The following is a 20,944-nucleotide window of genomic DNA, read 5'->3' as shown; positions in this document are numbered from 1 at the left end:
AGGTCAATTCCCCGCGAAAATCCAGGGGTTAGGCCACGAGGGGGTTTGACACGCACGCCCCGGCGCTCCGAAGATACGCGCTCGTTTCTCTCCGCGGGAGCGCTGGTCCTGAACTGCCCTGGCTGCGGCTCGAAGGTAGCCGCCAACTCGTCCATCTGTTCCGTCTGCGATTACATCATCGATGGCTCCTTCCTCTCGGGAGAGCCCGCACCTGACGCCCCGGAGGAGTCCACGGACGCAGCCGAAGATCCTCGCCGGGCCGCCAAGCCGCCTCCGCCCAAGCGCCCCCGTCCCGCGCCCGGCCGCTCCGGCAGCCGTCCCGCGGCCGCGGCCGAACCCGGCGGAGACTCCACCAACATCCGGAGCATGGACGAGGTCGTCCGGAGCGCCCCTCAGCAACGCGCGGCCAAGGCCGCGGCGCCCCGTCCCGCGCCTCGCCGGGCCCCCGCTCCCGAACCCGCAGCCTCCTCGGGGGACCCGTGGGACCGCTCCTCGGATTCGGATGAGAGCAGCGGCGGAGTCACGGACCCCGATGAACTCATTCGCGACGCGAAGGAGCTGTTCGGTCAGCTCCGAGGCGGCGACAAGGTCGCGTTCTGGGCCGCCGCCGTGGTGCTGATCTCGTGCTTCATGCCGTGGAAGGAGACGGCGGTGGACGGCGACGTGCTCGGCTTGATGAGCATGGGCGTTGGCGCGTTCGTGATGTCCATCCTGCTGCTCACGGCCGTCACCATTCGCGTCAAGGGCTCGCTTCCGAGCGTGAACCCCGTGGTGCCGTGGATGGGACAGCTCGTCGTGAGCATCGTGTGCCTCATCTGGTGCATCGTCTACATCAAGATGTCGTCCGACACGACGATGGTGCCCACGCCCATCGGCAACTCGGAGATGATGAACTCGTCCCCCAGCTTCGGCGTCTACGTCGCCGTGCTCGGCGCGGTCGCCACGCTGGGCGGCACGCTGATGGGCCTCAAGGGACAGTCCGACCACTGAGGCGGCTGCCCCGCCCACGAAACCCGCTGCCGCGACTCGCGGCGGCGGACCAGCGTCACCGGCCACCATGTCCGACGCCACCCCACTCTCCCGCCTCACCACCGCGCTCGACGCAGCCGTCTTCGGACAACAGCGCGTGCTGGCGGACCTGGTCACCGCCTTCCTCGCGCGAGGCCACGTACTGCTGGAGGGCGTGCCGGGCGTCGCCAAGACGCTCACCGCGCGCAGCATGGCCGGAGCCCTGGGCCTGCTCTTCACGCGCATCCAGTTCACGCCGGACCTGATGCCGGCGGACATCCTGGGCACCAACATCTTCCAGCCCCAGGACAACGCCTTCCGCCTCGTGAAGGGCCCCATCTTCACGGAGGTGGTGGTCGCGGACGAAATCAACCGCACCCCGCCCAAGACGCAGGCGGCGCTCCTGGAGGCCATGGAGGAACGGCAGGTCACCATCGACGGCGTGTCTCACGCGCTGCCGCCGCACTTCTTCGTGGTGGCCACGCAGAACCCGCTGGAGCTGGAGGGCACCTACCCGCTCCCCGAGGCCCAACTGGACCGCTTCCTCATGCGCGTGCGCGTGGGCTATCCGGAAGCCGACGCGGAGACGACCATGCTCCGCGCCTTCCATCAGCGCGAGGGCAAGCCCACCTCCACCCAGAAGGTGCTGGACGCGGCCACCCTGATGGAGCTGCAGTCGCGCGCGGCCCGCGTGTCGTGTGACGACTCCATCCTCCAGTACGTGGTGGCGCTCGTCCGGGAGACCCGGGCGAATCCGCGGGTGCGGCTGGGCGCGAGCCCGCGCTCCGCCCAGGCCCTGCTCGCGGCCGCCAAGGCCCGCGCGGCGTTGATGGGCACCGACTTCGTCACCCCGGATGAGGTGAAGGCCGTAGCCTTCAGCGTCCTCAACCACCGCCTGCTCCTCAAGGCCGAAGCCGAGGTGGAAGGCATCACCGCGGACGACGTGCTGAAGCAGACGCTCGAGCGGGTGCGAGTGCCCCGGTGAGCCTCGGGCGTCCCGTCCCCACCGGACTCGCCGTCGGCTTGCTCGCCGCGGGGCTCCTCCCGGCCGCGTTGGCGGTGGCCAGCCCCGCGTTCGGATGGCTCGCGCTGGCGGTGGACATCGCCGTGCTCGCCCTCTGCGCGGTGGACTTCACGAGGGCCCCTCGCGCGGAAGCCGTGCGGGTGCGGCGGAGCGTGGAGCCCATTCTCTCCTCGGGCACGCGCAACGCGGTGCGACTGGAACTGGAGCGGATGGACGCCGGCGCCAGCCCCCTGCACGTGGAGGTTCGCGACGAGCCGCCGGAGGGCATGGCCAGCAGCGGACACCGGCAGTCCACCACCCTGCCCGCGGCCTCGGCGTCACCGCGAGCGCTCAGCTACTTCGTCACGCCGCCCTCCCGGGGCGATGCCCGCTTCGGAGACGTGCACCTGCGGCTGCTCGGGCCCCTGGGCCTGTGCGCGCGGCAGGTCCGCGTTCCCGCGGAGCAAGCCGTGAAGGTGTACCCGGACCTCACCGCGCTCACCCGCGAGGCCCTGGCGCTGACCCGGGCCGCCGAGTCCCCCTCCGCGCGCATCCAGCGGCGCCGCGCCGCGGAAGGTCGGGAGTTCGAGTCGCTGCGCGAGTACCGCCCCGGCGACGACTACCGCCACATCGACTGGAAGGCCTCCGCGCGCCACGCCCACACGCTGGTGCGCACGTGGCAGCCCGAGCGGCACCAGCCCGTGCTCCTCCTGCTGGACTGCGGCCGGCACATGGCGGGCCGAATCCAGGAGCGGCGCAAGCTGGACCACGCGGTGGACGCGGCGCTGCGGCTCGCCCGCGTGGGTCTGGAGGCCGGCGACGTGGTGGGCGTGCTCGCCTTCGCCAGCGGCGTGCGGGCCTACCTGCCGCCGCGCAAGGGGCGTGAGCACCTGCGCCTCATCACCGAGTCCCTCTACCGCACGGAGGCCGCGCTCGAGGAGAGCGACTACGGCCGCGCCTTCGACTTCGCCTTCGCCCGGCAGACGCGCCGCGCGCTGGTGGTGCTCTTCACGGACCTGGTGGACCCGGACGCCTCCGCCAGCCTCCTCACGCGCACGCTGGCGCTGCGCCCCCGGCACCTGCCCGTCGTCGCCTCGCTACTGGACGAGGACGTCCAGGCCGCGGCGCACGGCGTGCCCGCTGAAACCCAGGACGCGTACGCGCGACAGGCCGCCGCGCGCCTGGAAACCGAGTTCCGCCGCACCGCCACCACCCTGCGGGACGCGGGGGCGCTGGTGGTCCGAGCCCCCGCCCGCGGCTTCGGCGCGGCCACCCTCAATGCCTATCTGGACGTGAAGGCGCGGGGGCAACTCTAGGCCTCTGCGTCAAGTCCAGCGGAAAGTTTGTACGCAGTGTGCTGGCATCATGTATCGACGCCGCTCGCGAAGAAGCGTGCCAATCGCGCGGAGGCCGATTTTTCGGCCTCGGACACGACCCCCTTTACAGATGGACGCGCGTCAACAAAATGGCCGGTCCTCGCCTGCCGTGACGGCGGGCGACCTCGAAAACACCACGGATGGAGACGGTCTTGGCGGAGGTCGCGAGGGGATTCAGGGTGGAGGTCGAGGCGAACGCGGCGGCTGCGGTGGCGGCACGGATGGAGTCCGCGTCCGCGACGGCATCCGAGGCGTTGACGCCCTTTCATGAGCGCCTGCTGGCCGAGGAGCTGCTCGCGCGCAGCGGCGACACCCAGCAACGGCTGGCCGGCGCGCTGTCGGAAGCGAAGGTGGACCTCAACCCGCATCAGGTCGAGGGCGCCATGTTCGCGCTCGACTCGCTGTCGCGCGGCGGCTGCATGCTGGGCGACGAGGTCGGTCTGGGGAAGACCATCGAGGCGGGGCTCGTCATCGCCCAGCTCATGGCCGAGGGGAAGTCGCGCATCCTCATCATGGCGCCCGCCACGCTCCGGGCGCAGTGGAACAGCGAGCTGCGGGAGAAGTTCGACCTGGACAGCGTCCTGGTGGACGGCCGCACCGTGCGCGCCACCGGCAACTGCTTCGACCAGCCCTTCCCCGTCATCTGCTCGCACCCGTTCGCGGCCAACAAGGCGCACCTGACGTCGGAGATTGCCTGGGACCTCATCGTCATCGACGAAGCCCACCGCCTGCGCAACGCGCACCGGCCCAACAACAAGATGGGGCAGGCGCTGCGGGCCTCGCTGGCGGGCAAGCCCAAGCTGCTGCTCACCGCCACCCCGCTCCAGAACGACTTGATGGAGCTGTTCGGGCTGATGTCGCTGCTGGACGAGCAGATCCTCGGCCCCGAGCACGCCTTCCGCAGCCGCTACCGGGCGGATGAGGCGGGCGGCATGCCCGAGGCCGCCGCCGTCGAGCTGAAGGAGCGGCTGGCCCCCGTGGTGCAGCGCACCCTGCGCCGGCAGGTGCGCGAGTACGTCCGCTACACCAACCGCCGCTCCATCGTGGAGGACTTCACCCCCTCCCCGGAGGAGCACGACCTCTACGAGAAGGTCAGCGAGTACCTCCAGCGCTCCGAGGCCGCGGCGATTGAACCCGGCAAGAAGACGCTGCTGACGCTCTGCTACCGCAAGCTGCTGGCGTCCTCCACGTACGCCATCGCCCCCACGCTGCGGCGGCTGTCGGACAACCTGGAGAAGCGGCTCCACGCGGCCAAGCTGGGCCAGCAGGCCCTGGCGATGTTCGAGCCCGAGGAGGCCAAGCAGTTCGTCGAGGAGGGCGAGGAGTGGTCGGATGATCCGGCCAAGGCGCCCAACGTCCGCGCGCTGGAGCAGGAAGTGTGGGAGCTGCGCCAGTACGCGGACCTGGCGGACTCCATCAAGGTCAACGCCAAGGGCGAGGCGCTCAAGCGCGGCCTGGACCGCACCTTCGCAGTGATGAAGACGCACGGGTGGCCGGAGAAGGCCCTCATCTTCACCGAGTCCAAGCGCACGCAGCAGTACCTCTTCAACCTGCTGTCGGAGAGCGGCTACCAGGGGAAGATTTCGCTGCTGTCCGGTGACGCGGGCACGCCGGAGGACCGGCGCGCGCTGGTGGAGGAGTTCCGCCACCGCACCCAGATTCTCATCTGCACCGAGGCCGGCGCCGAGGGCCTCAACCTCCAGTTCTGCAACCTGGTGGTGAACTACGATTTGCCCTGGAACCCGCAGCGCGTGGAGCAGCGCATTGGCCGCTGCCACCGGTACGGCCAGCAGCGGGACGTGCTGGTCATCAACTTCCTCAACCGGATGAACGCGGCGGACGCCCGCCTCTTCGAGCTGCTGGAGAAGAAGCTGAACCTGTTCGACGGCGTGTTCGGCGCGTCGGACGAAATCCTGGGCGCGCTGGAGAGCGGCGTCGACTTCGAGCGTCGCGTGCTGGACATCTACCAGTCCTGCCGCAAGCCCGAGGACATCAACATCGCCTTCGACAAGCTCCGCGGGGAGCTGGAAGGCCGCATCAGCCAGCGCATGACGGAGATGCGCTCGGTGGTGCTGGAGCGCTTCGACGGCGACGTGCGGCGTCGGCTGCGTGGCCAGAACGAGCAGACCAAGGAAGCCCTGGCCAAGCGCCAGCAGGAGGCGCGCGCGCTCACGGCCTCCGTGCTGGGCAGCCGCAACTCGGGGCGCCTGGAGGTGGCCAAGGCCGCCTACGCCGTCAAGGAGCGCACGCAGGACGCGGTGAGCTTCCTGCAGTTGGACGCGGCGGGGCTGCCGTCGCGGCTGGCACGGCTCGCGGGCGGCGAGGGCTGGTGGTTCGCCTACAAGTTCGAGACGACGGGCCTCAAGCCGGAGGAGAAGCTGGCGCACCTGGTGCTCGTGCGCGACAGGGACGGCTTCCGGGCGCTGCCCATGGTGGACGGCGCGCACTTCGTGAAGCTGGCCGCGAAGCCGGAGCGCCGGCGGCAACCCGCCCCCGTCTCCGTGCAGCTCATGCAGGAGCAGGCGCTGGTGGCGGCGAAGGACGAAATCGTCCGGGCCGCGGAGCGGCGCAACGCCCTGGAGCTGGACAAGGCCAAGGAGCGCGCGGACCGCTACGTCGAGGACTGCTTGATGGAGTCCCGCGAGGCCGTGGAGGCCGCGCGCCAGACGTGGATTGAAGCGCGCAAGCAGGTGGGCCTGGCCGAGGACATCGCCGACAAGGCGAAGGCCCGCGCGCACTCGGACCGGATGGAGCGCGAGTACCGCCGCAAGCTGTCCTCGCTGCGCAACGAGGAGGAGAAGCGCTACGCCTCCAAGGACCGGCAGCTCGCGGACCTGGCCAACAAGGCCAAGGTGACGGAGAAGCGCTCCCTCATCGCCTCCGCCTACTTCTGGCTGTCGTAGTCCGCGGGGCGCAGGCGAACCCACGTCGCGCCCCACCCGCCGTCACCCTCGCCCGCGGACCGGAAGGACTCCACTTCCGGCAGCTTGGGCAGCAGCGACTGCACGGTGCGCCGCAGCGCGCCCGTGCCCTTGCCGTGGATGATGCGGACGTCGAGCACGCCCTTCTGCCGGCAGGCCCAGAGGTACTCGACGACGAGCTCTTTCACCTCTTTCGGGTGGAAGAGGTGCAGGTCCAGGGTCCCATCGATTGGAATTTCTACAGCCTCGTCCTCGAAGGGAGGAGGCGCGTCGCCTTCGGGCGGAAGCGGCTCCTCGTCAGGGCCGAGACGGGGCAGGCGACTGCGGCTCACGCTCCCACTCCTCCCGCTCCTGCTCCGCTTGCAGGCGGCGACGCTCCCGGGCGGCCTTGAAGCGCTCCGACAGCGTCGAGACTTCACCCTTCAGCGCGGAGAGGTGCGTGGACACATTGCCCGTGCCACCTGCCGACCGCACGGCCGCCTGCTCGCCATCCGTACCGGCGCCTCCCGCGGACATCAGTTGGACCAGCAGTGCTGCCATCGAAATGGCTGTCATGGACCAACAGGTAAGCAAGACGCGTGCTCAGAGGCAAGTGCCACTCAGGGAGGAGCAGCCTGCCGCTCAGCCTCTTCCTTCCTGCCCAGCACGATTCGCTCGGCCAGTTTGATGGCGGACAGTGGCGCGCTGCCCTCCGCCTTGTTGTTGATGGTGATGTAGGTGGGCTTGTCCCGGCGGAGCGCCGCCAGGCACACGCGCGCGAGCACATCCCGCGTGGGGACATCCTCATCCACCAACTGGTTGAACGGGGCGTAGCGCGCGCGGGCCTCCTCGTAGCCCAGGTCCGGCGGGAGCATCCAACGCACAATCAAGGCGCGTGATTCGAAGGCCCGGGTGAGCCGCGCCTGGCGCCCCACGGGCGGCATGTGCGCCCACACCGCCAACACGGGAACGACGCCGACGTCGGCCAGCGCCTGGGCGAGACCTTCCGTGAGCAGCTCCTCGTTGCGCAGCTCCACCGCGTACAGCGGCCCCTTGGGCAGCGCGGAGAGAAAGGCGTGCAGCCGCTCCACGAAACGCGCGGGGCCACCAAGCGCCTGCGGGTCCTGCGGGGGGAACTGAAACACCAGCGGGCCGCCCTTCTCGCCCAGGCCCTCCACGAAGGGCGCCACCACCGCCTCCGTCGCGTAGGCCGCGTGGAGGAAGCGCTCATTGGCCTGCCCCCGTTGCGCGCCGTAGCGCTCATGCGTCGGGAAGCGCGCCAGGGTGCACACCTCGTGGGCCTTCACGAGGAAGCGGAACGTGTCCGGCACCTGCCCGGCGTACTCAGCGAAGGCGCTGGCGGAGATGGGACCGTAGAACGTCCGGTCGATGCCCACCGTGCGCAGCACCGGGTGGTGCGCGTAGGCGCCCAGCCCCTCGCGCGCCAACTGCGAAGCGGCGGCCTCGTGGTCGTAGACGATGCCGGACCAGCCGGGGAAGGTCCACGAGGAGGTCCCCAGGAAGACGCCCGAGGGCAACTCCTGGCCCAGCGCCGCCAACGCCTCCGGCACCGCCGCGGGCTCCACCGGCCGCGCGCCCTTGCGCGTCTTCGCGGGGGGCTCCACCACGGCGCCGGTGAAGAGGTCGATTTGGGCGGGGCCTCGCTGCTGAGGCATGTCGCGTCTCCTGGGCCAGAGGGCACCGCGGCGACGGTGCCGTGCATCCGACGGAGGTAACGCCGGATGCCACCAGATGCAGGAGGTTGCCTCAGTCCAGCCTCACTTCCCAAGTGCCATGTCGCCTGTCAGGCAACCTGGCAACACGGCCCCTCGCGTCAGGACACCTTGAGGCGGATGGCGCCCGGGAGCAGCGTCATCGTGCACGGGAGACGGCCGGGCGTCTCGCCGTCCACGTCGAGGAACACGTCGCCGCCCTCCAGGGGCTCGGCGCGCAGCGTGCGGCAGCGCAGCCGGCGCGTGCCTTTCCAATTCACGTGCGAGCCGTTGTAGACGCCCTTCGACTTGAGGACGAAGTCGCTCAGGCCGTAGCCGGACCAGATGGTGACGTCGAAGAGGCCGTCATGGGTGACCGCGTCCGGCGCGACGAACATGCCGCTGCCGAAGTAGCGGCCGTTCGCCACGGCCACCGCGGTGACGCTCACCACCTCTTCCGGGCCACCGTCCACCGACAGGCGCACCTGCCGCTCGGAGTACTTCACCAGGCCCTTCAGCGTGCCCCACATGAAGCTCAGGTGGCCGCCCAGCGCCTTGCTGCTGCGGTTGACCTCCTGGGCCACCACCGCGCTCACGCCAAACGAGGCGATGTTGGCGAAGTAGCGCGTGGCGGGCTGGCCGTCGTTGCCGACGAACTCCAACTGCCCCACGTCGAAGGGCTCCGTCGTGCCGGAGCGCAGCCGCTCCAGCGAGGACTCGAGCTCCAAATCCCAGCCAAAGGTCCGCCGGAAGTCACCGCCCGTTCCGCGCGGAATCAGCCCGAGCGCGGCGTTGGGATTGATGGCGCGGCCATTCTCGAAGAAGCCGTTGGTGACTTCGTTGAGCGTGCCGTCACCGCCCACCGCGACGACGCACTCATAGCCATCCAGGAGGGCTTGCCGGGTGATGCGCGCGGCGTCCATGCCGCCCTGGGTGAAGCCGTGGCCGAACTCCCCCAACGCCTTGCCCACCTGCGCGGAAATCTCTGCCCAGCGCTTTCCCGTCTGCCCATTGGCGCTGCGCGGATTCACCACGAGGAACGTCTTCATCAGGCCCTACCCCTCCCTGTGCCCTCCCTGTTTACGCGGTTGCGCGCTGGCACTCCACTCCGTGGCCAGTTGCAGGGAGGGCGGGTCCGCTGCCACCCCGCGTCAAACGGGGTGGCGCGGCACACGGTGAGGGCTCGCGTCCGTCGGACTAGGCCTTCGGCGCCACGGGCACCGGCCGCACGTGGACCTCGCGCAACTGCCGGTCATCCACGTCGCCAGGGGCGCCCGTCATCAAGTCCGTGCCCGTCTTCGACTTCGGGAACGGAATCACGTCGCGCAGGGACTCGGCGCCCGTGAGCAGGAAGGCCAGCCGGTCCATGCCCAGCGCGATGCCACCGTGCGGCGGAGCGCCGTACTTCAGCGCGTCCAGCAGGAAGCCGAACTTGGCGCGCGCGTCCTCGTCGCTGATGCCCAGCGCCTTGAACACCTCGGCCTGCACCTTCGGGTCGTGCAGACGGATGGAGCCGCCGCCAATCTCGAAGCCGTTGAGCACCACGTCGTAGCGGTGGCACTTCACCCGGCCCGGATCCGTGAGCAGGTAGTCCACGTCCTCGTCGTGCGGACGCGTGAAGGCGTGGTGCGCCGCCGCCCAGGTGTTCGTCTCGTCGTCGAACTCGAACAGCGGCGGGTTCACCACCCACAGGAACTTCCACTGGCCGCCGCTGCCGTACTCCGGAATCAGGCCCAGCTTCTTGGCCACGTGCACGCGCAGGTTGGCCATCACCGTGTGGACCAGCGACTCCTTGCCGAACTGGAACAGGAGCAGGTCGCCCGTCTTCGCACCCACGGCCTGGTTGATGGCCTGCCGCAGCGCGGGGCTGATGGTCTTGGACAGCGGAGACTGCGTCCACTCGCCGCCGTCGGCCACCTTCGCGCGGGCCAGGCCCTTGGCGCCGGCCTGCTTGGCGAACTCCTCCAGCTTGTCGCTCTCCGCGCGGCTCATCGCCTTCTCCGCGGGGACGACCATCGCCTTCACGATGCCCTTGTTCTGCACCGCCTCCCAAATCATGGGGACGCCGCCGGACTCGCCGTGCTCGCGAATCAGGTCGGTGAGCACCACGTGCTCCAGGCCGAAGCGCAGGTCCGGCTTGTCGTTGCCGTACTTGGCCATTGACTCGTAGAAGTCCATCCGCGGGAAGGGCGTGGGGATGTCGATGCCCAGCACCTCGCCCCACAGCTTCTTCACCAGGCCCTCGATCATCGTGAAGATGTCGTCCTGGTTGACGAAGCTCATCTCGACGTCGATCTGCGTGAACTCCGGCTGCCGGTCCACGCGCAGGTCCTCATCGCGGAAGCACTTCACGATCTGGAAGTACCGGTCGAAGCCCGCCACCATGAACAACTGCTTGTAGAGCTGCGGGCTCTCCGCCAGCGCGTAGAACTTGCCCGGGTTGAGGCGGCTGGGGACCAGGAAGTTGCGCGCGCCGCCCGGCGTGTACTTGCCCATGAAGGGCGTCTCCAGCTCCAGGAACCCGTTGTCCACCATGTACGAACGGGTCAGCGCGTTCATCTTCGAGCGCGTCATCAGCGAGCGCTGGAGCGGCGCGCGGCGCAGGTCCAGGAAGCGGTGGGCCAGGCGCTTCTCCTCCGACGTGTCGATGGCGTCCTCAATGGGGAACGGCGTCGGCTCCGAGCGGTTGAAGATGGTCAGGTCGCTGGCGCGGATCTCGATTTCACCCGTCTTCATCTTCGGGTTCACGTTCTTCCCGCGCGAGACGACCTTGCCGCGCACGCCCACGCAGTACTCCAGCCGCAGGCTTCCGGCGAGCGCGTGCGCCTCCGCGTGGTCCGGCTCGAACACCACCTGCGTGAGCCCGTCGCGATCTCGCAGGTCGATGAACACCGCGCCGCCGTGGTCCCGGCGGTTGTGCACCCAGCCGAAGAGGACGACTTCCTCACCGACGTTGGTCGCGGTGAGCTGACCGCAAGTGTGGGTACGCTTGACCTCGGAGATGAACGGGACTGCCATGGCACCGCCTGCTGGATTCGAAAGGGGAAAAGGCGGGGCACGATACGGACCGTGGAAACGACGCGTCAAGGAATCCCAGCGCCCCGGCCGGGTCTCAAACCGTCGGGGGAATACACGTTCCGGGCGGTCCGGAGTAAAACGGCGGAATGCTCCGAACAGTCATCGCCGCGACCGCCGCGCTGGGACTGGCCGCTGGCTGTGCGCCCGATTCGACCGCGCCCGTCAAGGTCAGTGCCCTGGTGCTCTCCAGCAATGGCCAGTACGTCCCCCAGGAGGTGGAGCTGAAGACCATCTCCGACATCGTGGGCCTCAAGGGCACGGTGGCCGACCTCCAGGGAGGCGCGCGCATCGTCATTGACCCCAACGACCCGGACCTCAACAACGCCACCACGCCGGAGGGCTACGCCAACGCCCTGCTGAAGAACCGGGGGCGCGACGTGAGCGCCAACTACATCTCCCAGGGCGGCGTCCTCTGGCCCGCGGACTTCCACACCTGGAACATGGTGACGGCGTACTACAGCCTGGAGCGCGCGTACGACTACTTCCGGGTCGTGGGCAACATCCCCGCGGCGGACTTCAAGGAGCCCGTCACCACCTACTACTTCCCGGAGTTCGTCCTCACCGAAGTGGACAAGGACCCGCTGAGCGACAACGCCATGTACTTCTCCGTGCTGGAGTCGTTCATGGTGCTGCCCTTCGACCAGCTCCAGCGCGCGCCGCTGGCCATCAACGCCGGCGTCATCGCGCACGAGTACGCGCACCGCGTCTTCAACCTCAAGGCCTACGGCGGCCAGCAGTTCCCGGACGCGCTCACCACGTGGCAGATGGCCGGCGCCAGCCCGGGCGCCAACATCCTCAAGTCCTTCGACGAGGGGCTCGCGGACTACCACGCGTACGGCGCCACCTGTCAGACGACCCAGGGCGGCAAGGGCTGCGACACGCGCTTCTTCTCCACCTCCTTCCACGGCAACACCTACGGGCAAATCACCGAGGACCGGGACCTGGCCCGGGTGGACCGCTGCATGGACGTGTCGCTCCTGAACCAGCTCTACAACCAGAACCTGAGCGTGTTCAGCGGCAACGAGTACCGGGTGGGCACGCTGCTCGCGAGCGCCCTCTACCAGGCCGGCGAGGCCACCGGGCAGCGCGACGTGCTGCTGCGCGCCATCATCGCCTCGTACAACGACGAGAGCACCGTCACCCCCGGCCTCTTCCAGCTTCAGCGGATGACGATTGCGGACCAGTCCCGCTTCACCCTGGCCGTGGCCGCCAGCGCCATCATCACCCACATCACCGACCTGCGCCTGAAGGAGGCCGTCTGCAACGAGCTGATGGACCACCTCCAGATTCCGCGCGACCAGCTCGTCGGTAACGACCCCAACATGTGCCCGCCCAGCTCCGCGGGTGGCACCACCTGCCCCCGGCTGAACCTGTGAGCATGAAGACTGCTTCCATGAAGACGTGGCTGCTGCGTTGCGCCCTGGGCAGCCTCGCCCTGTCCGCGCCCGCCCTGGCCCAGGACGATGAAGACCCCTACGCCTATCCGGACGACGAGCCCGCCTACGACGCCGCGGAGTCGTACAACCGCCCTCGGCCCAAGGTGGATGAAGCGGACGACTTCCGCCGCGTGTCCGAGCAGGAGCACGCCGACGGCGAGGACGACTTCAAGGCGCTCTCCGGCCTCGATGACCCAAGCCTCGGCGTCGCCATGGAGTTCATCGCCGGCGCCCTCTTCCTCGACAGCCCGCGCGGCCGGGCCACGGAGACGCGCCTGGGCCTGGGCGTGCGCGCCACCTGGGAGTACGGCCGCATCCTCGACAACGAGGCGCTGCGCGAGTCCCTCTGGGCCGACCTTCGCTACACGTTCGGCGGCACCAGCGACGGCACCGAGTTCCTCCAGGGCAAGACGAACTTCCACTACTTCACCATCGCCCCCGCCTATGAGCTGAAGCTCGGCAAGTCGGACTTCGGCTTCTTCGGCCAGGTGGGCGCGGGCGTGGCCTACACCGCGTCCACCATCACCATCGACACGCTGGAGACCAAGGTGAGCGGCATGAAGCCGCTGTTCCAATACGGCGTCGGCTTCCGCGGCCGGCCCCGGATTACCGACGGCAACCTCCGGCTCTCCTTCCGCGTGGAGGCCATGGGCTTCCGCCGCGGCTACCACAACGACTTCTTCCTGGGCGGCAGCGTCGGCACCGCCTTCTGAAGTCGCCTTCATGGGCCGCTCGCCCTTCAGCCCTCGGCGAGCGGCCATGTAGATATTTCCACCCACGCCCCGTCACGCCCGCCTCCACGCCTTGCGAGTTCAAGGAGTTGGCGCTGGCACGCGTCGTGCTCCACTTTCCACCGGGTCGGGAACGTGAGTTCCCCTAGGGGCTGGGAGGCGAGCGATGAAGAACGCGCAGGGACAGGGACAGCACTTGGACCCCGTATGTGGGAAGACCTTGGACACACCCGAGGGCCGCCCCACCTCCGAGTACAAGAAGCGGCGGTACTTCTTCTGCTCGGAGCGCTGCCGCCACGCCTTCGAGAAGCAGGCGGAGCGCTTCCGCTTCAACGAGCTGGCCCGCGTCGGTGCGCTGATGACGCCGGGCCGCGTCCGCTGGGGAATCGCCTGAGCGGAGGCCTCAGGCGGCCACGCGCAAGTCCTTGAGCCGCAGCGACAGCTTGCGCTGGCCCCGGAAGGTGTCGAACCCCGCCTGGAAGGCCAGGTCCACCGGCCCTTCCACGAGCGGGGCACGGTCCGCCATGTTGAAGCCAATGGCGTCCAGCTCCGGCGCGTCCGCCAGGGCCAGCTTCAGGTGGCCATGCCCGTTGCCCGACTTGGGCTGAAGCACGCGCGGGCGGGCCACCTGCCGGCGCAGCACCAACACCGGCTCCGGGTTGCCCTGGCCGAAGGGCCCCAGCCGTTGGAGTGACTCCACGGCGTCCGCGTCCAGCTCGCTGGGATTCACCACCGCGTCCACACGGCACCGGGGGATGAGGTCCTCCGGGGCCAGGCGCTGGGCGGCAATCTTCTCGAAGGCCTCCCGGAAGGCCGGCAGGCGGTCCGCGTCGATGGTGAGGCCCGCGGCGTGTTTGTGCCCACCGAAGCGCGTCAGCAGCTCCGCGCAGCCGCTGAGCGCGTCATGGAGGTGGAAGGCCTCGATGCTGCGCGCCGAGCCCTTCCCCACCCCGTCCTTCACCCCCACCATGACGGTGGGCCGGTAGAAGCGCTCCACCACGCGCGAGGCCACGATGCCGATGACGCCCGGGTGCCAGCCCTCGTCGTAGAGCACGAGGCCGCGCGAGTCCTTGAGCGACTCGGCCTGCTCCAGCGCCTGCGTGAGGATGCTGCTCTCGATGCTCTGGCGCTCCGCGTTCGCCCGGTCCAACACGCCCGCCAGCGAGCGCGCCGTCTCCGGCGACTCCGAGCACAGGAGCTGGAGCCCCAGCGACGCGTCATGCAGCCGGCCCGCGGCGTTGATGCGGGGCCCCAGACGGAAGCCCACCTGGCCGGCGGTGACGGACGCGTCCGGGTCCATGCCCGCCACTTCCTTCAGGGCGCGCACGCCAGGACGGCGGCCCGCGCTCAGCTCCTGGAGGCCGTGCGACACGAGGATGCGGTTGGCGCCCGTGAGGGGCACCACGTCCGCCACGGTGGCCAGCGCCACCAGGTCCATCATCGTCCGGAGGTTGGGCTCCTTGCGGGTGGCGAAGAAGCCCTCGTCCCGCAGCCGCTTGCGCAGGCCCATGCAGAAGTTGAAGGCCACGCCCGCGGCGCACAGCGCCTTCGTCGGGTACTCGCAGCCGGGCTGGTGCGGGTTCAGCACCGCAACCGCGGGGGGCAGCGTGGGCGGCACGGTGTGGTGGTCCACCACCAGCACGTCCAGGCCCAGCTCCTTCGCGCGGGTGATCTCCGCCACCGAGGTGATGCCGCAATCGAGCGTCACCAGCACCCGCGTGCCCTCCGCGGCGATGCGCTCCACCGCGCCGACGTTGAGGCCGTAGCCCTCATCCAACCGGTGGGGGATGTACGTGGCGGGCGGGACGCCCAACTCCTTGAGGAAGAGGAACAGCAACGACGTGGAGCAGACGCCATCCACGTCGTAGTCGCCGTAGAGCGTCACCTTCTCCCGCGAGCGAATCGCCCGGACGAGACGGTCCACCGCCGCGGGCATGCCCTTCATCCGGAACGGGTCCGGCAGGTCCGCCAGGCGATCGGACAGGAACGCCGACGCGGACTCGGGCGTGCGGTAGCCGCGGTGCAGGAGCACCCGCGCCGCGAGCGGATGAAGCGACAGCTCCCCGGAAAGGGACGCCACTTCCTGCTCGACCACATCTGGAAGCAACCACCGCACGCTCGGCACCCCTCCTCGCCTTCCCCCAGAGGGAGTTGGCGGGATGAATTGGCTACGAAGTCGACAGTACCTCAGACGTCTGACCAGAACAGTCCAACCTTGAGCACGACACTTCCCCTCCTGCACGGACGTTCAGGCAAGCGCACGCCTGGTGGCCCGCCGCTTCACGCACGGTCGGCCGCCCATGCGCAGGTTCAACTGCACACCCGATGACAGTGAGGTCGAGCATGCAACCAAGAGGCATCCGGGCCGCCACGCTGGCCCTGGCATTCGCCACGCTGGGCACCGCGGGCACGGCCGCCGCGCAGGAGCGGCGCGAGGGCAAGCGAGGTGACTTGAACGTGTTCCTGCGCGGAGGACTGGGCGACTACACCGGAAACCTGGGCGATTTGACCAGCACCGGTCCCGCGTGGGGCGTCACGCTCAACGTGCAGCCCACCACCTTCCTCGGCTTCGAGGTGGGCTACGAGGGCTCGCGCAACGGCCTCACCGACAGCCGCTTGCTGGAGAACCCCGCGCTCGTCCGACAGGGCGGCAGCGCACTGGTGAAGGTGTCTCCGCCCTTCCTCACCGCCATCCGGCCCTTCGTGGGCGCGGGGCTCGGCGTCACCTACTTCGACATCCGCGGCAGCGTGCTCGACAACCTCTACCAGTCGGACACCGTGCCGGAGGTGCCCCTGGCCGCGGGCATCGAGTTCAACCGCGGCGCCCTCACCGCGGGCCTCCGCACCACGTACCGCGTCCTCTTGAGCGAAGGCTGGGCGGACGGCGCCGTGGAGGACGCGGGCGGTGGCCTGCTGGACGCCTCGCTCACGCTGGGGGCGCGCTTCTGACAGCCGCCCTCTAGAAACACCAAGGGCCCTGCTTCCCGTGAAGGAAGAGGGCCCTCGTGTGCATCCGGTGCGTGAGGACTACGCGACCTTCGGCTGCTGCTGGTCGATGTTGCCACCCTCGCGCTGACGGGCTTCCTTCGCAGCGGCGCGCTCGTCCAGCCAGATGGTCAGCGGGCTGGCGATGTAGATGGTGGAGTACACACCCACCACGATGCCGACGAGCATCGCCATGGCGAAGTCGAAGATTTCGCCCACGCCGAAGATGAGCAGACCGATGAGCGACAGCGCGGTGGTGCCGGACGTGAGGATGGTGCGGCCCAGCGTGTCGTTGATGGCGATGTTGATGACCTCCGCGAAGGGCTTGCCCTTGAACTTGGCCATGTCCTCGCGGATGCGGTCGTAGATGACGATGGTGTCGTTCACCGAGTAGCCCACCACCGTCAGCAGCGCGGCGATGGCCGTCAGGTTGAACTCGCGCCTTGTCACCAGGTAGTAGCCCGCCACCATGATGACGTCGTGCACCATGGCCATGAGCGCGCCGGGGCCGAACTTGAAGTCGAACCGGAACGCCACGTAGATGAGGATGGCGACCATGGAGTACAGCAGCGCCATGATGCCGCGGTTGCGGAGCTGCTTGCCCACCTGCGGACCCACGTAGTCCACGCGGCGCTGCTCGAAGTCCGGCTTCTCCAGGCCCTGGCCCAGCGCGGCGAACACGCGGTCCGCCATGCCGCTGGCCACCACCTGGTAGTCGAAGCCCGTGCCGCCCTGAGCCTCGCCCAGCTCGCGGACTTCCTGCACGCCGATGCCGGAATCCTCGACGGCCTTCTTCACCGCGTCGGTCGGAAGCTCCTGCGCGGCGCGGAAGCGGATGATGCCGTTGGGCATGTCCACGTACACGTTGCGCACATTGCCCAGCGCCTCGAGCGCGGCCTTGCCCTTGGCGCCGCTCTCCTCGTTGAGCTGCGTGACGCCGCCCATGCGCAGCAGGAAGGTGTTCTCCTCCGCCGCGCCGATGTTCTGCACGCTGACGTCCGGCAGGCCACCCTTCTCGGCGCGCTCACGGACCTCCTCGGCCTTGATGGGGTGGTCGAACTTCACCTCGACCACCGTGCCACCCGCGAAGTCCACGCCGAAGTTGAACCCGAAGGCGGCGATGCCAACGATGATCGCCAGGTTCAGCACCGTGGAGAGAAACAGCGCGGGCTTGCGCTTGCTGATGAAGTCGATGTTCGTCTTGTTCTTGAGAATCTGCATGACGGTTCCCGGACTCCGGCCGGTCAGACGGAGACGACCTTCGCGTTACGACCGTGGACGAAGTAGGTCATGATGACTCGCGTCACCGTGATGGACGTGAACAGCGACGCCAGCAGGCCGATGATGAGCGTGGTGGCGAAGCCCCGCACCGGACCCGTTCCCGTGAAGAAGAGGATGAACGCGGAGATGAGCGCCGTCACGTGGGAGTCGAAGATGGTCCAGAAGGCGCGGTCGTAGCCCTGGTCCACCGCCGCCCGGGCCGTCTTGCCGTGGCCCAGCTCCTCGCGGATGCGCTCGTTGATGAGCACGTTGGCATCCACCGCCACGCCCAGCGTCAGCACGAAGCCGGCGATGCCCGGCAGCGTCAACGTGGCGTTGAAGAAGGCCAGACCGGCGAGGATGAGCAGGCCGTTCAGCAGCAGCGCGACGTCCGCGATGAGGCCCGAGGCCTTGTAGTAGAGCGCCATGAAGAGGACGACCAGACCCAGACCCAGCACCGCGGCCAGGCCACCCTTCTTGATGAGCTCGTCACCCAGGCTCGCGCCCACCTGACGAATCTCACCGACGGTCACCGGGGCCGGCAGCGCGCCCGCCTTCAGCACCAGCGCCAGCGTCTGCGCCTCACCCAGCCACTCCTCGAAGGAGCGGCCGCCCATGCGGCCCATGGTGATGCGGGCCGAACCGCCGCTGATCTTCTCGTTGATGTTCGGCGCCGTCTGGACATTGTCGTCCAGCACGATGGCCATCCGGCGGCCCACGCCGGCCTCGGTCAGACGCTCGAACTCACGCGCGCCGGCCGGGTCGAAGGAGATGTTCACCTCGGGCTCGTTGAGCTGGCTGATGTTCGCGTCCGCGCTCGCCAGGCTCTCGCCGGTCAGCGGCACGTTGCGGTCCAGCAGGTAGGAGCGGTACGAGCTGCACTCGTTCTTCTTCACCGGGTTGGCGATGCACTCGGTGAGCACCACCCGGTTCTCCGGAACCTTGTCCTTGGTGTAGTCGATGATGGCCTCGCGCGTCGGGGCCTGGAGCTGCGGGAAGCCACCCTCGGTGGTCACCGTGATGTCGCTGCCCGGCGGCGGCGGGGTCGCCTGCAGGAGCTGCGCGAAGAACTGCGGATTGGAGTCATCCACCATCCGGAACTCGAGCTGCGCGGTGGTACCCACCAGCTCCTTGGCCTGCTCCGGGTTGCTGCGGCCGGGCAGCGAGATCTGGATGGAGTCGGAGCCGAGCTTGCGCACGTCGACTTCCGCCACGCCCCACTTGTCGATGCGGCGGCGGATGACGAGCATCGCCTGGTCCACGGCTTCCGTGCGGAAGACGTTGGCCTGGCTCTCGTCCTGCACCAGCACCAGCGAGCCGCCGCTGCGGTTGACTTCCTTGAAGTCCGTGAAGGTGGCGAGGACCTCCTTCTGGATGGCGTCCATCGTCGCCGGGTCCGCCGCCGTCAGGGTGACCTCGAGCTTCTCCGGGTCCGTATCCGCCGACACCTGGCCCAGCTTCTTGTCATTGACGTAATTGACAATCTGCTGTGCGCGGCGCTCGGTCCGCTTCTGGAGCGCCGTCTTGGTGTCCACCCGCATCACCATGTGGATGCCGCCCTGGAGGTCCAGCCCCAGGTTCAGGCGGTACTTCGCGGGAGGCGCCCAGCTCGGCATCCGCTCCTCGAGCACGGCCAGGTTGTTGCGCTGGTCACGGTCGAGGACGACGAGCGAATAGTAGGTCGGGATGAGGAACCAGATGCAGCCCAACGTCACCGCGACAATCAAACCGAACTTCCACCACCAGCCGCGGTCCATTACTTCTCCTCCTTCTTCTCGCCGGTCGCCGTCGCGGTGGCCGCGGGCGCGCCTTCCGGCACCCCGCCCTTCGCGCTGATGGCCGTCTTGAGCACGCGGATGCGCACGCCGCTGGAGACCTCCAGCATCACGGTGCGGTCTTCCACGAGGTGGATCTTCCCGAGGATGCCCCCGGACGTGACGACCTCATCGCCCTTCTTCAGCGCAGACAGGAGCGAACGATGCTCCTTCAACTGCTTCTGCTGCGGGCGAATCATGACGAAGTACATGATGCCCACGAGGACGACCAGGAAGCCCAGGGTGCCCAGCGGATTGCCGCCGCCAGCCTGCGCCAGAATCAAAAAGCTCTCAGCCACACACTGCCTCGTCGGTTGAGGAAAGCTTGGGATGGGAGGCCCCCATTTTGTCTGAGGACCGCATCCGAAAGGGGGCCCTCTTAGCAAGGGGGGCCCATGTGAGCAAGTGAACGCGGGAAGCCGGGCAATCCATCTGCCCGGTCAGCGACCGCGGGTCCGTTCGGCCTCCTGGGCCTTCGCGCGGGCACGGAAATCCCGGGCAAACGCAGCGAACCGGTCCTCTGCCACCGCGCGCCGGACTTCTGCCATCAGTCCCAGGAAGTAGTGGAGGTTGTGAATCGTGTTGAGCCGCATGGCCAACAGCTCCTGGGCGGCGAAGAGGTGCCGGAGGTACGCCCTGCTGAAATTGCGGCAGGTGTAGCAGGAGCACGCAGGGTCCACCGGCCGGGGGTCCCGGGCGTAGGCCGCGTTCCGGATGACCACCTTGCCCTCCGAGGTGAAGAGCAGGCCATTGCGCGCGCACCGGGTGGGCAGGACACAGTCGAACATGTCCACCCCGTGCTCCACGCAGGTGACCAGGTCCACGGGTGTCCCCACGCCCATCAGGTAACGCGGCTTGTCGCGGGGCAGCAGCGGCGCGGAGTACGCCACGCCGTCGTGCATCGCCTCGGGGGCCTCGCCCACGGAATAGCCACCCAGGGCGTACCCGGGCAGGTCCACCGCGCACACTTCCTCGGCGTGGCGCTTGCGCAGGTCCTCGTGCAGGCCGCCCTGGACGATTCCGAACAGCGACGAGCGCTGCCGGCTCCAGGCCTTCACGCACCGGTGCAGCCAGCGGGTGGTGCGGGCCAGCGACGCCTCCAGGTAGGGACGGTCCTCGGTGGAGGGCGGGCACTCGTCGAAGGCCATGATGACGTCGGCGCCCAGGGTCTCCTGGATGTCGATGGAGCGCTCCGGCGTGAGGAAGTGCCGCGCGCCGTCCAGGTGCGACTGGAAGGTGGCCCCCTCCTCCGTGATTTTGCGCTTCCCCGACAGGCTGAACACCTGGAAGCCGCCGCTGTCGGTGAGCATGGGCCGGTCCCACGACACGAACCGGTGCAGACCGCCCATCTCCCCCACCAGCTTTTCGCCGGGGCGGAGCATCAGGTGGTAGGTGTTCCCGAGGATGATTTGCGCGTCCAGCGTGAGCAGGTCATCCGGGCCCACGCCCTTTACGCTGCCCACGGTGCCCACGGGCATGAAGATGGGCGTCTCCACGGGGCCGTGCGGCGTGTGCAGCCGTCCGCGCCGCGCCTTGGTACCCGAGGCGTCCTCGTGGAGGAGCTCGAAGCGGACCATCCCCGGCGCCACGCGCGTGTCGCCCTTCTCTCCCGACTGCTTTGCGTCCTGCTGCTCGCCCATG

General features: G+C 68.9%; 18 protein-coding genes. 8 read left to right on the top strand and 10 right to left on the bottom strand.

From position 1 onward, the window contains the following. Nucleotides 1–45 precede the first annotated feature (45 nt). The 4 genes from A176_RS10710 (at nt 46) to A176_RS10695 (ending at nt 6,290) form a co-directional block, all read left to right on the top strand. On the top strand, nt 46–990 hold the full coding sequence (locus A176_RS10710; protein WP_002636740.1) for a hypothetical protein: 945 nt from the start codon (nt 46–48) through the stop codon (nt 988–990). 67 nt (nt 991–1,057) lie between these two features. Further along, the gene (locus A176_RS10705; protein WP_002636741.1) at nt 1,058–1,993 is read left to right on the top strand and encodes an AAA family ATPase; all 936 of its coding nucleotides are present in this window, start codon (nt 1,058–1,060) and stop codon (nt 1,991–1,993) included. Then, entirely contained in the window at nt 1,990–3,327 is a 1,338-nt protein-coding gene (locus tag A176_RS10700) for a DUF58 domain-containing protein (RefSeq protein WP_044890825.1), read from the top strand. Before A176_RS10705 ends, A176_RS10700 begins: the two co-directional genes overlap by 4 nt. A gap of 200 nt (nt 3,328–3,527) precedes the next feature. Further along, the gene (locus A176_RS10695) at nt 3,528–6,290 is read left to right on the top strand and encodes an SNF2-related protein (RefSeq protein WP_044890824.1); all 2,763 of its coding nucleotides are present in this window, start codon (nt 3,528–3,530) and stop codon (nt 6,288–6,290) included. Here the strand turns inward: A176_RS10695 and A176_RS10690 are convergent. The 5 genes from A176_RS10690 to aspS all read right to left on the bottom strand — a co-directional run bounded on the left by A176_RS10690 (nt 6,272) and on the right by aspS (nt 11,017). Continuing rightward, the gene (locus A176_RS10690; RefSeq protein WP_002636745.1) at nt 6,272–6,640 is read right to left on the bottom strand and encodes a Smr/MutS family protein; all 369 of its coding nucleotides are present in this window, start codon (nt 6,638–6,640) and stop codon (nt 6,272–6,274) included. The genes A176_RS10695 and A176_RS10690 overlap by 19 nt on opposite strands. Further along, entirely contained in the window at nt 6,606–6,848 is a 243-nt protein-coding gene (locus tag A176_RS10685) for a hypothetical protein (protein WP_002636746.1), read from the bottom strand. Before A176_RS10685 ends, A176_RS10690 begins: the two co-directional genes overlap by 35 nt. A 59-nt stretch (nt 6,849–6,907) precedes the next feature. Continuing rightward, nucleotides 6,908–7,963 (bottom strand): DUF72 domain-containing protein, encoded by a 1,056-nt coding sequence (locus A176_RS10680; protein ID WP_002636747.1) that lies wholly within the window; start codon nt 7,961–7,963, stop codon nt 6,908–6,910. Nucleotides 7,964–8,121: 158 nt separating this feature from the next. Next, nucleotides 8,122–9,048: a diacylglycerol/lipid kinase family protein gene (locus A176_RS10675; RefSeq protein WP_002636748.1), complete on the bottom strand. Its 927-nt coding sequence runs from the start codon at nt 9,046–9,048 to the stop codon at nt 8,122–8,124. Between the two features lie 148 nt (nt 9,049–9,196). Continuing rightward, a complete protein-coding gene (gene aspS, locus A176_RS10670) occupies nt 9,197–11,017 on the bottom strand; it encodes an aspartate--tRNA ligase (protein WP_002636749.1) in 1,821 nt (606 codons plus the stop codon). 146 nt (nt 11,018–11,163) lie between these two features. Here aspS and A176_RS10665 point away from each other — a divergent pair, with 146 nt between their 5' ends. The 3 genes from A176_RS10665 to A176_RS10655 all read left to right on the top strand — a co-directional run bounded on the left by A176_RS10665 (nt 11,164) and on the right by A176_RS10655 (nt 13,638). Then, nucleotides 11,164–12,453 (top strand): hypothetical protein, encoded by a 1,290-nt coding sequence (locus A176_RS10665; RefSeq protein ID WP_002636750.1) that lies wholly within the window; start codon nt 11,164–11,166, stop codon nt 12,451–12,453. A gap of 17 nt (nt 12,454–12,470) precedes the next feature. Further along, entirely contained in the window at nt 12,471–13,226 is a 756-nt protein-coding gene (locus A176_RS10660) for a hypothetical protein (protein ID WP_002636751.1), read from the top strand. Nucleotides 13,227–13,410: 184 nt separating this feature from the next. Next, nucleotides 13,411–13,638: a YHS domain-containing protein gene (locus A176_RS10655; RefSeq protein WP_002636752.1), complete on the top strand. Its 228-nt coding sequence runs from the start codon at nt 13,411–13,413 to the stop codon at nt 13,636–13,638. Nucleotides 13,639–13,647: 9 nt separating this feature from the next. Here the strand turns inward: A176_RS10655 and recJ are convergent, their stop codons facing one another. Beyond that, nucleotides 13,648–15,360 carry a single-stranded-DNA-specific exonuclease RecJ gene (recJ, locus tag A176_RS10650; RefSeq protein WP_002636753.1) on the bottom strand — a complete coding sequence of 571 codons (1,713 nt, stop codon included), beginning with the start codon at nt 15,358–15,360 and terminating at the stop codon, nt 13,648–13,650. A gap of 227 nt (nt 15,361–15,587) precedes the next feature. Between recJ and A176_RS10645 the strand changes: the two genes are divergently transcribed. After that, entirely contained in the window at nt 15,588–16,193 is a 606-nt protein-coding gene (locus A176_RS10645) for a hypothetical protein (protein WP_002636755.1), read from the top strand. A 78-nt stretch (nt 16,194–16,271) separates the two neighbouring features. Here A176_RS10645 and secF read toward each other — a convergent pair whose 3' ends face one another. The 4 genes from secF to tgt form a co-directional block, all read right to left on the bottom strand. After that, complete coding sequence (gene secF, locus A176_RS10640; protein WP_002636756.1) at nt 16,272–17,450, bottom strand: protein translocase subunit SecF; 1,179 nt, start codon at nt 17,448–17,450, stop codon at nt 16,272–16,274. 23 nt (nt 17,451–17,473) lie between these two features. Then, nucleotides 17,474–19,246, bottom strand: a complete 1,773-nt coding sequence (gene secD / locus A176_RS10635) for a protein translocase subunit SecD (RefSeq protein ID WP_002636757.1) — start codon at nt 19,244–19,246, stop codon at nt 17,474–17,476. Further along, nucleotides 19,246–19,602, bottom strand: a complete 357-nt coding sequence (gene yajC, locus A176_RS10630; RefSeq protein WP_049872267.1) for a preprotein translocase subunit YajC — start codon at nt 19,600–19,602, stop codon at nt 19,246–19,248. Before yajC ends, secD begins: the two co-directional genes overlap by 1 nt. 141 nt (nt 19,603–19,743) lie before the next feature. Continuing rightward, entirely contained in the window at nt 19,744–20,943 is a 1,200-nt protein-coding gene (gene tgt / locus A176_RS10625) for a tRNA guanosine(34) transglycosylase Tgt (protein WP_044890822.1), read from the bottom strand. Nucleotide 20,944 lies beyond the last annotated feature (1 nt).

It is taken from the genome of Myxococcus hansupus, assembly GCF_000280925.3.
In the GTDB taxonomy this organism is placed as follows: domain Bacteria; phylum Myxococcota; class Myxococcia; order Myxococcales; family Myxococcaceae; genus Myxococcus; species Myxococcus hansupus.
Note: the sequence above shows the minus strand (reverse complement) of the source record. Positions and strands in the feature narration are given on the sequence as shown.

What these genes read in the sequence shown, in the direction of transcription:
- A176_RS10705 (WP_002636741.1), top strand. Translation starts at nt 1,058, where the DNA reads ATGTCCGACGCCACCCCACTCTCCCGCCTCACCACCGCGCTCGACGCA.
- A176_RS10695 (WP_044890824.1), top strand. Translation starts at nt 3,528, where the DNA reads ATGGAGACGGTCTTGGCGGAGGTCGCGAGGGGATTCAGGGTGGAGGTC.
- A176_RS10685 (WP_002636746.1), bottom strand. Translation starts at nt 6,848, where the DNA reads ATGGCAGCACTGCTGGTCCAACTGATGTCCGCGGGAGGCGCCGGTACG.
- A176_RS10680 (WP_002636747.1), bottom strand. Translation starts at nt 7,963, where the DNA reads ATGCCTCAGCAGCGAGGCCCCGCCCAAATCGACCTCTTCACCGGCGCC.
- A176_RS10675 (WP_002636748.1), bottom strand. Translation starts at nt 9,048, where the DNA reads ATGAAGACGTTCCTCGTGGTGAATCCGCGCAGCGCCAATGGGCAGACG.
- aspS (WP_002636749.1), bottom strand. Translation starts at nt 11,017, where the DNA reads ATGGCAGTCCCGTTCATCTCCGAGGTCAAGCGTACCCACACTTGCGGT.
- A176_RS10665 (WP_002636750.1), top strand. Translation starts at nt 11,164, where the DNA reads ATGCTCCGAACAGTCATCGCCGCGACCGCCGCGCTGGGACTGGCCGCT.
- A176_RS10660 (WP_002636751.1), top strand. Translation starts at nt 12,471, where the DNA reads ATGAAGACGTGGCTGCTGCGTTGCGCCCTGGGCAGCCTCGCCCTGTCC.
- A176_RS10655 (WP_002636752.1), top strand. Translation starts at nt 13,411, where the DNA reads ATGAAGAACGCGCAGGGACAGGGACAGCACTTGGACCCCGTATGTGGG.
- A176_RS10645 (WP_002636755.1), top strand. Translation starts at nt 15,588, where the DNA reads ATGCAACCAAGAGGCATCCGGGCCGCCACGCTGGCCCTGGCATTCGCC.
- secF (WP_002636756.1), bottom strand. Translation starts at nt 17,450, where the DNA reads ATGCAGATTCTCAAGAACAAGACGAACATCGACTTCATCAGCAAGCGC.
- secD (WP_002636757.1), bottom strand. Translation starts at nt 19,246, where the DNA reads ATGGACCGCGGCTGGTGGTGGAAGTTCGGTTTGATTGTCGCGGTGACG.
- tgt (WP_044890822.1), bottom strand. Translation starts at nt 20,943, where the DNA reads ATGGGCGAGCAGCAGGACGCAAAGCAGTCGGGAGAGAAGGGCGACACG.